At 69.9% G+C, this 13,562-nt stretch carries 12 protein-coding genes; 3 read left to right on the top strand and 9 right to left on the bottom strand.

Going from position 1 to position 13,562, the window contains the following annotated elements:
* Positions 1-12 precede the first annotated feature (12 nt).
* The 9 genes from IU452_RS19655 to IU452_RS19615 all read right to left on the bottom strand — a co-directional run bounded on the left by IU452_RS19655 (position 13) and on the right by IU452_RS19615 (position 9,606).
* On the bottom strand, positions 13-960 hold the full coding sequence (locus tag IU452_RS19655; RefSeq protein ID WP_228818261.1) for a Ppx/GppA phosphatase family protein: 948 nt from the start codon (positions 958-960) through the stop codon (positions 13-15).
* Positions 953-1,522: a DUF501 domain-containing protein gene (locus tag IU452_RS19650; protein WP_195110793.1), complete on the bottom strand. Its 570-nt coding sequence runs from the start codon at positions 1,520-1,522 to the stop codon at positions 953-955. The genes IU452_RS19655 and IU452_RS19650 overlap by 8 nt, the downstream gene beginning before the upstream one ends.
* Before the next feature lie 11 nt (positions 1,523-1,533).
* Positions 1,534-2,196: an FtsB family cell division protein gene (locus IU452_RS19645; protein ID WP_195110543.1), complete on the bottom strand. Its 663-nt coding sequence runs from the start codon at positions 2,194-2,196 to the stop codon at positions 1,534-1,536.
* A gap of 44 nt (positions 2,197-2,240) precedes the next feature.
* Complete coding sequence (eno, locus tag IU452_RS19640) at positions 2,241-3,530, bottom strand: phosphopyruvate hydratase (protein WP_195110542.1); 1,290 nt, start codon at positions 3,528-3,530, stop codon at positions 2,241-2,243.
* Positions 3,531-3,749: 219 nt separating this feature from the next.
* On the bottom strand, positions 3,750-4,505 hold the full coding sequence (locus tag IU452_RS19635) for a lytic transglycosylase domain-containing protein (protein WP_324192706.1): 756 nt from the start codon (positions 4,503-4,505) through the stop codon (positions 3,750-3,752).
* 424 nt (positions 4,506-4,929) lie between these two features.
* Complete coding sequence (locus IU452_RS19630) at positions 4,930-6,357, bottom strand: ABC transporter ATP-binding protein (protein WP_195110541.1); 1,428 nt, start codon at positions 6,355-6,357, stop codon at positions 4,930-4,932.
* Entirely contained in the window at positions 6,354-7,181 is an 828-nt protein-coding gene (locus IU452_RS19625) for an ABC transporter permease subunit (protein ID WP_195110540.1), read from the bottom strand. Before IU452_RS19625 ends, IU452_RS19630 begins: the two co-directional genes overlap by 4 nt.
* Positions 7,178-8,107 (bottom strand): ABC transporter permease, encoded by a 930-nt coding sequence (locus IU452_RS19620; RefSeq protein WP_195110539.1) that lies wholly within the window; start codon positions 8,105-8,107, stop codon positions 7,178-7,180. Before IU452_RS19620 ends, IU452_RS19625 begins: the two co-directional genes overlap by 4 nt.
* A complete protein-coding gene (locus IU452_RS19615; protein ID WP_195110538.1) occupies positions 8,104-9,606 on the bottom strand; it encodes an ABC transporter substrate-binding protein in 1,503 nt (500 codons plus the stop codon). The genes IU452_RS19620 and IU452_RS19615 overlap by 4 nt, the downstream gene beginning before the upstream one ends.
* Positions 9,607-9,875: 269 nt before the next feature.
* Between IU452_RS19615 and IU452_RS19610 the strand changes: the two genes are divergently transcribed.
* The 3 genes from IU452_RS19610 to IU452_RS19600 are packed head-to-tail and all read left to right on the top strand — an operon-like array spanning position 9,876 to position 13,544.
* Positions 9,876-10,988 carry a TauD/TfdA family dioxygenase gene (locus IU452_RS19610; protein WP_195110537.1) on the top strand — a complete coding sequence of 371 codons (1,113 nt, stop codon included), beginning with the start codon at positions 9,876-9,878 and terminating at the stop codon, positions 10,986-10,988.
* Positions 10,989-11,001: 13 nt separating this feature from the next.
* Positions 11,002-11,991 (top strand): ornithine cyclodeaminase family protein, encoded by a 990-nt coding sequence (locus tag IU452_RS19605; protein ID WP_195110536.1) that lies wholly within the window; start codon positions 11,002-11,004, stop codon positions 11,989-11,991.
* Complete coding sequence (locus IU452_RS19600) at positions 11,982-13,544, top strand: Y4yA family PLP-dependent enzyme (protein ID WP_324192705.1); 1,563 nt, start codon at positions 11,982-11,984, stop codon at positions 13,542-13,544. Before IU452_RS19605 ends, IU452_RS19600 begins: the two co-directional genes overlap by 10 nt.
* Positions 13,545-13,562: the final 18 nt, after the last annotated feature.

Raw genomic sequence — 13,562 nt, 5'->3', positions numbered from 1 at the left:
GCCGTATCGACCTCAGGCGATCGAGAGGGCTATGCCGTCGAGAATGTCGTGTTCGCTCACAATGAGTTCGGAGATGCCTGCACGTCGGGCCAGTTCATCGGCCAGCACTTCGGTGATCACCGCGCCGCCGCCGATCACGTCGACCCGGCCGGGATGCATCGGCCCCAGCGCCGCGCGCTCGTCGTGATTCATGCCGATCAGCCGATGGCACACCGCGCGCACCTGGTTCAGGCGCATCCGGGTGAGATGCACCTTCTCCGAATCGTATTCGGGCAAATCCAGCGCGACCGCCGCGATCGTGGTCATGGTGCCGGCGACCCCGACCCAGGTGCGGGCCCGTTCCACCGGCACCACGCCGAACGCCTGCGCCAACCGCTGGGAGGCGAAGAAGCGGGCCGAGGCAACCTCTTCGGGAGTGGGCGGGTTGCCGTGCAGACAGCGCTCGGTGATCCGGACGCAGCCGATGTCGGCGGAGTAGGCGGCCTGCACGCCGGTGCTGTCGCCCAGCACCACCTCGGTGGAGCCGCCGCCCAGATCGACCACCACGAAAGGCCCTTCGGCGCTGGACAATTCGCCGACCGCACCGGCGAACGACAGCCGGGCCTCCTCGTCGCCGGTGATCACCTCGGCCCGGGCGCCGGGCACCACGCGGGCCAGTTCGGCGGCGGCCATCGAGAAGAAGTCGTCGCGATTGCGCGCGTCGCGGGTGGCCGAGGTCGCCACCATGCGCACCCGCTTCACACCCTTGTCGAGCATCAGATCCACATAGTCGTGCAGGGCGGCGCGGGTGCGCTCGATCGCCTCCGGGTTCAGTTCGCCGGTGGCGTCGACGCCCTTGCCCAGCCGCACGATCCGCATTTCCCGGTGCACATCGGATAGTCGAGCGTCGGGGCCGACCTCGGCGATCAGTAGTCGAATCGAGTTCGTCCCGCAGTCGACCGCGGCCACCCGGTCACTCATCGCTATCCCTTTCCGCCGAATGCGGCTGGTACTGCTCGTATTTCGGCCAATCCGCGGGTATTGCGGTGCCGCGTAGTCCGTTGTCGGCGGCCAGGGCCACCGCCTCGTCGCCGAGCGGGTTCACTCCCGGACCCTTGGCCAGGGCGTGCGCCATCAGCACATGCAGACATTTCACCCGATCCGGCATGCCGCCGCCGCTGAAATCGGTACCCAGCGACTCGATTTCGTCGCGTTCGGCCAAATAGCTCTCGTGTGCGGCCCGGTAGGCCGCGGCCAATTCGGCGTCGCCGCCCAGCCTTTCGGTCATGCCGCGCATCAATCCGGCCGCCTCCTGGCGGCTCGCCTCGGCGGTGAGGCGGGGATCGGTCAGGTAGTACAGCGTCGGGAACGGGGTGCCGTCCGGCAGGCGCGGCGCGGTCTTGACCACGCCGGGTTGCCCGTCGGGGGTGCGGTAGGCGATGGCGAGCACACCGCGCGGCGGGCGGCCCAGTTGGCGGGCGACGATCTCGAGATCGGCCGCGCTGGGCTCGGCGTCCCGCCCGTCATGGTCGGGGCCGCGGATGTCGGGCTCGGTCACCGGGGTGCTCCTTCAGGGGGTGGGGGTGGCGGCGCCGGAGTGGTGGGCTCCGGCGCGGCGGGGGTCGGTTGCGGATTGGACATGCTGCGCCACAGCTCGGTGTACCAGGGGTCGGGCGGGCGCGCCTGGGTGGTCTGGGCCGGGACCGCGGGCTGCTCGATGCCCGGCACCTGCACGATGTAGGGGGTTTCGCCGGGCATGACCAGGCGCAGGCGGTCGCGGGCCTCGGATTTGATGTAGGCCGGATCCTGCTGCTGGGCCCGGCGATCGCGCAACCGGGCCAGATCGTTCTCCAGCTCGCTGCGCTGCTCGGCCAGCTGCGCCGATTCGGCACGCTGGCTGAAGTAGGTGCGCATCGGCACCGCGAGGGTCAGCGCCAGCGCGCACAACACGGCGGCCAGGATCACCGCGCGGCCGGTGGACAGGCCGAGGATCTTGCGCTCGTGCTTGTCGGCGTCGGACCTGCGGCCCGATTTCCCCTTTCCCGCACGGGATTCGGGCTTTCCGGCCCGGCGTTGCGCCGCGCGCTTACCGGCGGCGGTGCGGGCGGCGGGGGCCGATCCACCGGTCGACCGTTCGGGTCGCGAGCGGGCCGACCGCGACGAGCGGCGGTCTCCCCGTCCGGCCGGACTGGTACCGCGCGCCCGTCGCTCCGTCATCTCACACCTCGAAAGTCGGCCGGTATCAACGGCTTGCGACGTTACTAGCCTTCGAACGCGAAGCGCGGGAACGCAACGTCCCCGGCGTAGCGGGCCGAATCGCCCAGGGCGTCCTCGATGCGCAGCAGCTGGTTGTACTTGGCGACCCGCTCGCTGCGGGCCGGCGCACCGGTCTTGATCTGGCCGCTGCCGACCGCCACCGCCAGGTCGGCGATGGTGGTGTCCTCGGTCTCGCCGGAGCGGTGGCTCATCATCGTCTTGTAGCCGTTGCGGTGGGCCAGCTCGACCGCGTCCAGGGTTTCGGTCAGGGTGCCGATCTGGTTGACCTTCACCAGCAGCGCGTTGGCGGCACCCTTGACGATGCCCTCCTCCAGTCGCTCCGGGTTGGTGACGAACAGGTCGTCGCCGACCAGCTGCACCTTCTCGCCGATCTGATCGGTGAGCGCGACCCAGCCGTCCCAGTCGTCCTCCGACAGCGGGTCCTCGATGGAGACCAGCGGGTAGGCCGACAGCAGGTCGTTGTAGAAGTCGGCCATCTGGGCGGCGGTGCGCTCGCTGCCCTCGAACTTGTACCCGGTTCCGGCGGTGTAGAACTCGGTGGCCGCCACATCCAGGGCGAGGGCGATGTCGGTGCCCAGTTTGTATCCGGCCTTGCCGATCGCGGCGGCGATCAGGTCCAGCGCCTCACGGGTGCCGCCGGCCAGGTCGGGGGCGAAACCGCCCTCGTCGCCGAGGCCGGTGGCCAGGCCCTTGCTCTTCAGCTCGGCCTTGAGCGCGTGGTAGACCTCCGCGCCCCAGCGCAGCGCCTCCCGGAAGGTGGCCGCGCCGATCGGGGCGATCATGAACTCCTGCACGTCCACGCTGGTGTCGGCGTGCGCGCCGCCGTTGAGGATGTTCATCATCGGCACCGGCAGCACGTGTGCGTTCGGGCCGCCGAGGTAGCGGAACAGTTCCAGCCCCGACGATTCGGCCGCCGCGCGGGCCACCGCCAGCGACGCACCCAGCAGGGCGTTCGCGCCCAGGCGGGACTTGTCGGGGGTGCCGTCCAGATCCAGCAGGACCTGGTCGACGGTGCGCTGTTCGACAGCGTCGAGGCCGATGATGGCCGGTGCGATCTCGTCGAGCACACCCTCCACGGCCTTCTGCACACCCTTGCCGCCGTAGCGGTCGCCGCCGTCGCGCAGCTCCACGGCCTCGTGCTCGCCCGTGGATGCGCCGGACGGCACGGCCGCCCTGGTCAGGGTGCCGTCGTCGAGAGCGATCTCGACCTCGACGGTGGGGTTACCGCGCGAATCCAGGATCTCGCGAGCTCCGACCTGTTCGATGATGGCCACGAAAACGACACTCCTTCGGCTACGGACTCCATCCTGCTCACCGCCGTCCATGAGCAGGTCGCACGGCTGCCCCGTGCACCCGCGAGCCTAACGCAGGCGGCTCCCCCACAGACCGCCCACATCACAGCCGCACCCTTTCTCGCCAAACGCACCCCCTGCAGGCACCCATAAGGGGTGCGTCTGTCGATAGAGGGTGCGGCTGCATGAGGGCCGCGGCGATCAGACCCTGCGGCCGATGCTGTAGGCGGCGGCGTGGTTGCGGACCTTCAGCATGTAGGCATTGGACTGGTTGTAGGTGAACAAGGCCTTTTGCCAGCCCTCGGGGGTGGTGAGGGTGCCGCCGCTCGCGCAGAGGTAGCGGGCGGCGGTCAGGGCGGCGTCGTCGATATTGTCCGGGTCGGCCGCGCCGTCGCCGTTGGCGTCGACGCCCCAGCGCTGCCAGGTTTCCGGGAGGAATTGGAAAGGGCCCTCGGCACGCACGTAGACCGGGCTGCCGGTGCGGGCGGTGGCCTCCTTGTCCTCGATGCGGGCCACGCCCGGCGAGCCGTCCAGGGGGATGCCGCGGATGGGCGGGCGAACCCCGCCGTCGGCGTCCAGGCTCGAACCGCCGTGGCTGCCGTGTTTGCTCTCGACGCTGGCGATACCGGCCAGAGTCGTCCAGGCGATGCCGCAGTCCGGCCGCGAACGCGCCAGCACCGCCGCGGCGTATCCATACGCCTCCAGCGCCACCACGGGGATCTCGAGAGCGTCGGATTGCTCCCGGGCCCAACCACGCAACTGTTCGGCGCTGCGCCCGGGCGCGTCGAGATCGATCGGCGGCACCGCCGTCCCCGGCCCCGGCGGTATCCCCTCCGGAATCGGCGGCAGCCGCTCCCCGAGCCCACACCCGGACAACACAACAGCCGCCGCAACGGCGACTACAGCACCGGCACGGGCGATCACAGCGGCACGACCACCGCCCTCCTTCGAACGCACCCCTCCATCATCCAGATCCCCACCCCCAAACCCATCCCCCCGATACCCGGGCCATATCGGCATGCCGAAAGTGAGATACCCCACCCCATCCCGGCGTGCTCCTTGCGGTGGGATCCCTGCACCCCGGCGCTAGGGCGCCGGGGTGCACGGAACGAAGAAGGCGCGCTCCCGCCCGGGGTGAGACCTCCGGTGCGTGACTTGCGACGGAGCACCTAGTGGTGCGCGGGAAGCGACCCGCCAAAGAACACCCCGTAGTGCGGGAAGAGGAGACCCGCCAAAGAACACCTGGTGGTGCGGGGGTAACTCACTACGGAGCGTCGGCGCGGCCCTCCTCATTCCCTGCAGCGCGGCCCTCCTCATTCCCTGCATCTTCGGCGCCCTAGCGCCGAAGATGCAGGGTCATGTCGTAGATGTGGCCCGCGGGTCAGCCCAGCAGGGCGTGGGTGGCGTCGTGGGTGGGGGCGGTGAGGACGTTGGGCACGGGGCCCGATTCGACTATTCGGCCGGATTCCATGACGTACATGCGGGTGCAGTAGCGGGCAACGAGGGCCATGTCGTGGGTGATCACCAGGAGGGACAGGCGGCGGTCGGTGCGCAGGCGGTCGAGCAGGTCCATGATCGCTTCGGCGGTGTCGTGGTCCAGGGCCGAGGTGATCTCGTCACAGACCAGCACGGTGGGGTCGAGGGCGAGGGCGCGGGCGAGGGCGACTCGTTGCCGCTGGCCGCCGGATAATTCGTGCGGATAACGCTGGGCCAGTGCGGGATCCAGCTCCACCGTGCGCAACAGCTCGGCGATGTGTCCGGCCAGGGCCGCACCGCGCACTCGGCAGTGCCGCCCGATCGGCCGGGCGAGCGTCTGGAAAACCGTCCGGCGCGGATTCAGGCTGCCGGTGCTGTCCTGCGGCACGAACGCGAGACGCCCTCGGGCCCGAACCGCTCCCGCCGCAGGGCGGCGCAGCCCGACCACCGTGCGCGCCAATGTCGATTTGCCCGCACCGGACGGCCCGGTCACCGCCACCGCCTCACCGGCGCCGAGCCACAGGTCGATATCACCGAGAACCGGTCGGCGATCGATGGATACCGCCACCCCCGACAGCGACAGCACCTGTTCCGCCGGGATCGGCTCGACCGCAGGTGATTCGGTATCCCCTGGGCAGGTGATGCCGATGGGAGGGGCGGTGGGCCCGACGGTGGCGAGGACCGGCTCGGACAGGCGCAAACTCCCGACCGGGATCTGCTCGTCGGCCAGCTCGCGCAATGCCGTCGTATCGTGCCCGGAGACCAGGATGGTGGTGCCGCGCTCGGTGGACAGGCGGCGCAGCAGACGCAGCATCGCCGTGCGCAGGCCGCCGTGCAGGCCCGCCAGCGGTTCGTCCAGCAGGAGCACCGGCGTGTTCCGGGCGAGGGCCCGCGCCAAGGCAATTCGGCGTTGTTCGCCGCCGGACAGCTCCGCGGGACGCCGCCGCAGATACGACTCCGGCAACTCGACGGCCGCGAGCGCCGCCCGCGCCCGCTCGGCGTCGGCGAGCTCACCCAGCAGCGCCCGCACCCGCATGGTCGGATTCAGCGCCACCCCGGGATCCTGTCCGACGAACGACACCTCCTCGCGCCGGAACCGCCGCAGGGCCTGCGAATCCAACGCCAGCACATCGTGTTCGCGCACCCGCACCGACCCGGTCGCCGTCGTGCCCACCGGAACCTGCCCCAGCAGCGCTTTCAGCAACGTCGATTTCCCGCACCCGGACGGCCCCCGCAGCGCGGTGATCCCACCGGCCGGAACCTCCAGCGAAATCGGCTCGAGCAGTGCCGCACCGGTGCCGGAGACCACCGAAAGCTCTTCTACCACAATCACACTCGCTCACCTCCACCGGCCGGATGCGGCACCTGCCTCACCTTGCCCAGCGCGGCGGCCAGCAGGTTCACGCTGACCGCGACCGTGCCGATGGCCAGGCTCGGGGCCAGCACCGCCCAGGGATTGAGGAGGATCCCCGAGGCGTTGTCGCGGACCATGACCGCCCAGTTGGCGGCGCCGAGCGCGGAGGGCAGTCGCAGAAACGCCGCCGTCGACACGATGTACATCCCCGCCACGAAACGCAGACCGAGCTGGGTGAGCAGCAGCTCGCGCATGTTCGGCAACATCTCTCGGAAGATCACGTAGCCCGCCGATTCGCCGCCCAGGCGAGCCGCCTCGATGTACCCGGAGGCGGCGATGCCGGTGGCGGCGGCCGCGAAAACCCGTGCGCAGTAGGGCACTCCGAAGACGATCCCCACGACCACCACCCCGACGGTCCCCCACTGCGGCCACGACATCACCACCAGCAGCAGCGCCAGCACGACCGGCAACAGGATGAGCAGGTCGGCGCACCGCTCGATCACCGCGCCCAGCCGCGGCCACAGCGCCACCACCGCGCCGAGCACACTGGACAGCCCGGTCACCACGGCGGCGATGAACACCGCCAACAGCACCAGGCCCCACCCACCGTGCAGGAGTTGGCTGAACACGTCGTGCCCGAGCCGATCCGAGCCCAGCCATGCCGCGGCACTCGGGGACGCGAAGGGATTGCCGACGGCCTCGTCCACCGCATGCGGCGCCAGCCACGGCCCGACGACCGCCGCGGCCACCACGATCAGGGCGGGCAACCCCCGCAGCCACGACACCCGGTTCGCCCGCGTCATCGCCGCCCCCGAACCGCCCAGGCCCGAACACCGTCGGAGAACAACAGCATTGCCATGATCACCACTCCGGCGACGGCCGCCGTGGCGGCGGTGAGCGCCGTGTCCCGGTCGGCGATGGAACCCGCCAGCAGCGCCCCCAGCCCGGGATAGTTGAACAGGCTCTCCACCACCAGCGCACCGCCGAACAGCATCCCGACGGTGGTCGCCACCGAGGCCACGACGGTCGGCAGCGCCACCGGCAGGATGTGCCGCATCATCAGCTGCCCCCGCGAGAGCCCTTCCAGCGCGGCCTGTTCCACGTGCGGCGCGCGCCCGGCGTCGGCCAGCGCTCCGCGAATCACCCTGGTGTTCCAGCCGATGTGCGGTATCGCCAGCGCCAGCACCGGAAGCACCAGCATGTCCGGCCGCGCCGGAAAGCCCGACGGGCCCGCCACCGTCACAGCGGGCAGCCAGCCGGCGGCGAAGGAGAACACCATGATCAGCACCGCCGCCACCACGAACTCCGGCAACGCCACCACCATCGCCGTCGTCGGCTGCAGCACGCGCGCCAGCCAGCTGGACGGCCGCGCGGCCCACCATATGCCCAGGCCGAGCGAGGCCGCCACGGTGAGGACCAGGGCGAGCCCGCCCAGCAGCAGGGTCTGCGGCGCCGCGGACGCCAGCAGATCGCCCACCGGGCGCCCCCGCACGGTCGAACCGAAGTCTCCGGTAACCAGTCCGCTCAGCCAGGACCAGAAGCGTTGCGGCAGTGGCCGATCCAGCCCCAGCTCATGCCGCTTGGCCGCGAGGAGCTCCGGGGACGCGGTGCGATCCAGGGACGCCCGCGCGGCATCGCCGGGCAACACCGAGACCACGGCGAAGACCAGCGCCAGCAGCACCACCAACAGCGCGAGCCGGCGTAGCAGCAGGGCCAGGAACGTCGTCACGACGCCAGCCAGACCCGTTCCAACTGAACCCGGCCGAATCCACCGAGCGTCGGCAGATCCTTGACCCGCGTCGCGGCGATATCGATGCCGTCGGCCACACCCCACACCAGATAACCACCGCGCTCGTGCTGAATCTGCTGCACGGCACGGCAGGACCGGGCGTAATCGGCCGGATTCGAGGCGGCCAGCGCGGCGCCGGTGGTGGCGTCGAAATCCGGGTCGTCGAAGGCGGTTTCGTTGCGGTTGCTGGTCGAGGCCATCAATTTGGTTGCGAAGAACAGCACCGAATCGTTGGTGCCCCAGTTCACCGTGTAGAGCGGCGCGTGCAGCCAGGTGCGGTCGTAGAAGGTGCCCGAATCCTGCACCACCACCTCCAGTTTCACCCCGATCTCGCGGGCCTGGGCGGCGAACAGCTTCGCCGATTCCGGCTCGCCGGGCACCTCCTCCTTGGTGACGAGCTGATAGGTCGCGCCGGTGTCGAAGCTGGCCTCGGCCAACAACGCACGCGCCCTGTCGAGATCGCGGCGGCGCTGCGGAATGTCCTTGGCGTACTGGGTGTCTCCGGTGCCGAGAATGTCGTTGGCGACCGCACCGAAACCCGAGAACGCCTGCGCGACAAGCGCATCGCGGTCCGCGGCCAGCCGCAGCGCGGTCCGCACCCGCGGATCGGCGAAAGGACCGTCGGCGGTGCGCATGGCGATCGCGACCACGGTGTCGTTGGGGCGGCGGACCACCTGCAGATCGCCGCGACCGGCAGCGGTGCGCCCGGCGATCGCGCCCACATTGGACGCCAGATCGATCTGTCCGCCGAGCACCGCATTCGACAGCGCGTCGACGCTTTCGAACATGGTGATCTCGATGGCCTCCAGCCGTGGCTTCGGCCCGTGCCAGGCGTCGTTGCGCACCAGCCGGGCGTTGCCCTGCCGATAGGACTCCAGCCGGAACGGCCCACTCCCCACGGGTTTGGTGAAATCGGTGCTGCCCTGCTTCACCGTGAACGTCATCAGACGCACCAGCAGCGGAATCTGGCTGTTCGGCGCCGCCGCGGTCAGCACGACCCGGCCGGGGCCGTCGGCGGTGATGTCCTCCGCGCGCACCGGAACCTTGGACTCGCCGCCCACCTCGCGCAGTCGCCGCAGCGACCACACCACATCGTCGGCGGTGACCGGGCTGCCGTCGTGGAATTTCGCGCCCTCGGCGAGGGTGAACACCCAGCGCCGCTGATCCGGATCGGCCGACCACGAACTGGCCAGCCGCGGCGCCACGGTCGGATCGGCACCGGGAACGGTCAGCGGATCGTAGACCAGCGAAGCGATCAGGAAATCACTCTCATTGCTCAGATTCGCGTGCGGATCCTGTTGTAGTGCCGATACTTTGCCGAGCGCCCCGACACGGAGCGTGCCGGTGTCGCCGGAGCCGCGGCCGCAGGCGCCCAGCGCCAGTGCCGCACCGAGCCCGAGCCCGGCACCGAGAAGTTGCCGGCGGTTCATGATCGTCATCGCGGTTGCCTCGTCCCTCATCGCCACGATCGCTTGAGCCAGCCAAGGCTAACCTAATGATTCTGCGCGATGAGTGGCTACCCGTCCAGCGCGCGTTCTCCGATTCCGACCTCCGCCGGACTACCGTGCTGACGAACCCTACGATACGACACAGCTATTTTTGGGGAAACACTTTAGGTAAGCCTTGCTTTAGTTCTACCGACAGACTAACTTCGCAGACCGAGTCTTCACCGCCTGCTTCACCACCGTTGCGAAGAAGGGAATGCCTGGTGAAAAACGTTCTCTGCGAACGTAAGACACCCACCCCCAGCGAATCGGCCGAAATCGAACGCCGACGCCTGCCCGCGGATGCCGCCCGGGCGGTTCGGGATACGGCTGCCGAGATCGCCGTCACAATCGAATCGATGTCCAGTGCAGATCTCGCCTCGACGCTGGCCGACCCGGCGCTCATCGAGCTGGTCGACGCGCGCGCCGCGGACCTGCCCGAATCGGTGCGGATCGCCGTGCGTCCGCCCGCAACCTCCGCCGGTGCCGCCGTGGTGTCCGGTCTGCCGGTGCGTGACGACGAACTCGGACCCACTCCCCGCAGCTGGCAACAGGCCGCGCAGTGGAGCGGCGATCCCGAGCGCCGCGGCGCCTCGTTCCAGCTGGATATCGCGATGTTGCTGCTGGCTCGCTGTGCCGGAGAGCCGTTCGGCTGGCAGGGGCAGCAGGGCGGCCGGCTGGTCAACAACATCGTCCCCTCCCCCGGACACGAACACGAGCAGTCCGGTGCCAGCAGCACCACCCTGCTCAGCCCACACACCGAGGACGCCTTCCATCCCGAGCGCGCCCATCTGCTCATGCTGGGCTGCCTGCGCAATCCGGACGAGGTGGGCACCACGGTGTCGTCGGTGCGTCAGGTCCGATTGTCCGAGGACCAGCGGCGGCGCCTGAGCGAACCGACGCTGCCGATCCTGCCGGACGTCTCCTACGGCACCGATTTCCACCAATACCCGGCCAGTCCGATCGCGACGATCGGCGACGACGCCGGGCGCCCGACCCTGCGCTACGACCCCGCCTACACCCCGCTCGACGACGCCGACGCCGAATTCCGTTCCGCCTATGCCCATCTCGGCGCGGAGCTGGAGCGGGTGTGCCGCAGGGCGGTGCTGGCACCGGGCGAGTTGCTGCTGGTGGACAACGACGTGGTGGTGCACGGCCGAGTACCGTTCACACCGCGCTACGACGGGACCGACCGCTGGCTCAAGCGGGTCAATATCCGCCTGCCGCGCCGCCGCGACCCGGCCGAGGCCGGTGAAAGCGGCTACGGACAGCAAACGGTCACGCCGTTCGCCACGAAACCCGCATCGAACACAGCACAGGATGTGCCGCTCCAGTGAACCGAGGTGGCAAATGACTACCCGACCGACCCCGCTGCGAGTACTGAGCCGCAGCGACCTCGCCGACGTCCCGATCACCCCCGCCGAGGTGGTGCGCGCCGTCGAGGAGGCGTATCTCGCTCTGGCATCGGGCGATTCGGACAACCCGCGCAAACTCAGCGTCGCCCATCCCGACGGCTGGTCGGTGGCCTACGCCATGCTCGGCCGCGACGGCCGCCGCCGGGTGGTGGCGATGAAGACCTCCTACAAATTCGATCCCAGCCACGACCGCAGCACCAAGCGCTACTACACCACCATCACCCTCTACGACGATGCGACGGGCATCCCGATCGCGATGATGGACTGCGCCCGGGTCGGCGCCCTGCGAACCCCGGCGGTGTCGGCGCTGCTGGTGCGCGAGACCGTGCGCTCGGACGCGCGCAGCGTGCTGCTCATCGGCACCGGCACCCAGGGGCGAAATGCCCTGCCGCACTTGCTCGCCGCGAATCCGCAGCTGAACAAGCTGATGGTGTACGGCACGCATCCGGAGGGGATGAAGGCGGTCCACGACCATCTCGCCGCCTACAGCCCGAATCTGGAGCTGCAGACCGTGGCCGACCCGCGCGAGGCCGCGCGGCGGGCAGACGTGGTGCTGGCCACCGCCGGTCCGGGCACCGCGGTCGCCCTCGAATCCGAGGACCTGGCACCGGGTTCGGTGGCGGTCCTGGTCGGCTACGGCCTGGCGCCCTCGGCGCTCATCGATGCCGACCGCGTCATCGCCACCAGCGCCGAACAGATGTCGCTCACCGGCACCGACATGGCCGGACCCGACGGCAAGCTGCGCCAGGTCGACGCCGAACTCCCGCAGATCCTGGCGCGCCGCGCGGTCGGCCGCCGCACCGATGACGAACGCATCTTCGTCTACAACAGCGGCCTGGTCCTCACCGATATCGCGGTCGCCCACGCCCTCGCCAATCGCGCCATCGACGAGGGCCGCGGCACGGAGGTACCCCTGTGGGATTGAGCCCCATCCGCCCGCTCGCCCCCGTGCCGCCGACCGGGACGGACACCGGCCCTGCGCAGACCACTGCCGCCTCCGACGCACCTGGCACCGGGTCGACTGCCGAGTTCGGCGGCGTGGACGGGTTCCCGCCGGTCACAACATCTCCGCGCCCGAGCTCAGCGGGGCCGTCGGGGACCGCGGCGGCCCGAGGCGGGCGGGGTCGTGAGGCCGCCTTCGGTATCGGGCGGACGGACCGGCCGCTCGAGATCGCGGCGGCGCCTCTGCCCGCCCACACCGATGAGTGGGAGCGTCGGCTGCTCGATGATCCGGAACTGTTGGGCGATATCGCCTTTGCCGTCGGCGGGCCGTTCCATGTGATGTATCCGGAGCGGGTCGGGCGCAATATCGACGCGTTCCGCGGGGTTTTCGAGCAGGCCGGGGTCGAGGGCGCAATCTACTACGGCAAGAAGGCGAACAAGGCCGCGTGTGTGGTGCGAGCCTGCGCCGAGCACGGGGCAGGCGTGGATGTCGCCAGTGCCGAGGAGCTGAGTGCCGCGCTGGCGCACGGGGTTCGGGGCGACGAGCTGATGGTGACCGGGCCCGCGAAGTCCGATGATCTGTTGTGGTTGGCGGCGCGGCACGGGGCGCTCGTCGCCATCGATGCGCTCGATGAGCTGGATCGGGTTGTCGCGCTCGGCCTTCCGGTTCGGGTGGTCCTGCGGGTGCTGCCGCCGGACTCGACGAGCCGGTTCGGGATGACCGGCGAGGAACTGGATATCGCCCTGCGCCGCGGCGATCTCGGGCAGGTCACGGTGGAGGGCTTCAGTTTTCATCTGTCCGGTTACGATCCGATTGCCCGCGCAGAGCTGGCGCACGCGCTGATCGAGCGCTGCCTGGCCGCCCGCGCACTCGGCCACCGGGCCGACACGATTTCCATCGGCGGCGGATTCGCCGTCGACTACGTTCCCGCCGAGGCATGGCGGAACTTCACCGAGAACGTCTGCCCGCACTGGTTCCACGCGGGCAAATCCTTCGACTCCTACTATCCCTATCACAGTGAATGCGCCGGTGCGGCCGCTCTCGCCGCCGTTCTCGCCTACCGTGGCCTGGCAAAATACCTGCGCCGCAGCAATATCCGGCTGGCCATCGAGCCCGGCCGCGCGCTGCTGGATCGCGCGGGCAGCACGGTGTTCCGCGTCCAGGGGACCAAAACCCGTACCGCCCACGGACATCCGTACCAGATCCTGACCGTGGACGGCACCAGCCTGAGCCTGTCGGAACAGTGGTTCGACAGCGAATACCTGCCCGACCCGGTGCTGTGGCCGACTCGAACAGGAAACCCCGTGGGCGCCGCGGTCGGCGCGGCCACCTGCCTCGAATCCGACATGCTCAGCTGGCGGCGTATCCCGCTGCCGCGCCCGGCCACGGTCGGCGACCTACTCGTCTACCCGAACACCGCCGGCTACCAAATGGATTCCAACGAGTCGGCCTTCCACCAACTACCCATCCCCCCGAAGGTCGTCCTGCACGACACCGCGGACGGCCGCCTCCGGTGGTCTCTCGACGCCGGATAACCCGCCCCCACGCCTTCG

Source organism: Nocardia transvalensis, assembly GCF_015477765.1.
Lineage (GTDB): Bacteria > Actinomycetota > Actinomycetes > Mycobacteriales > Mycobacteriaceae > Nocardia > Nocardia transvalensis_A.
This window is presented reverse-complemented; position numbering and strand designations above follow the sequence as displayed.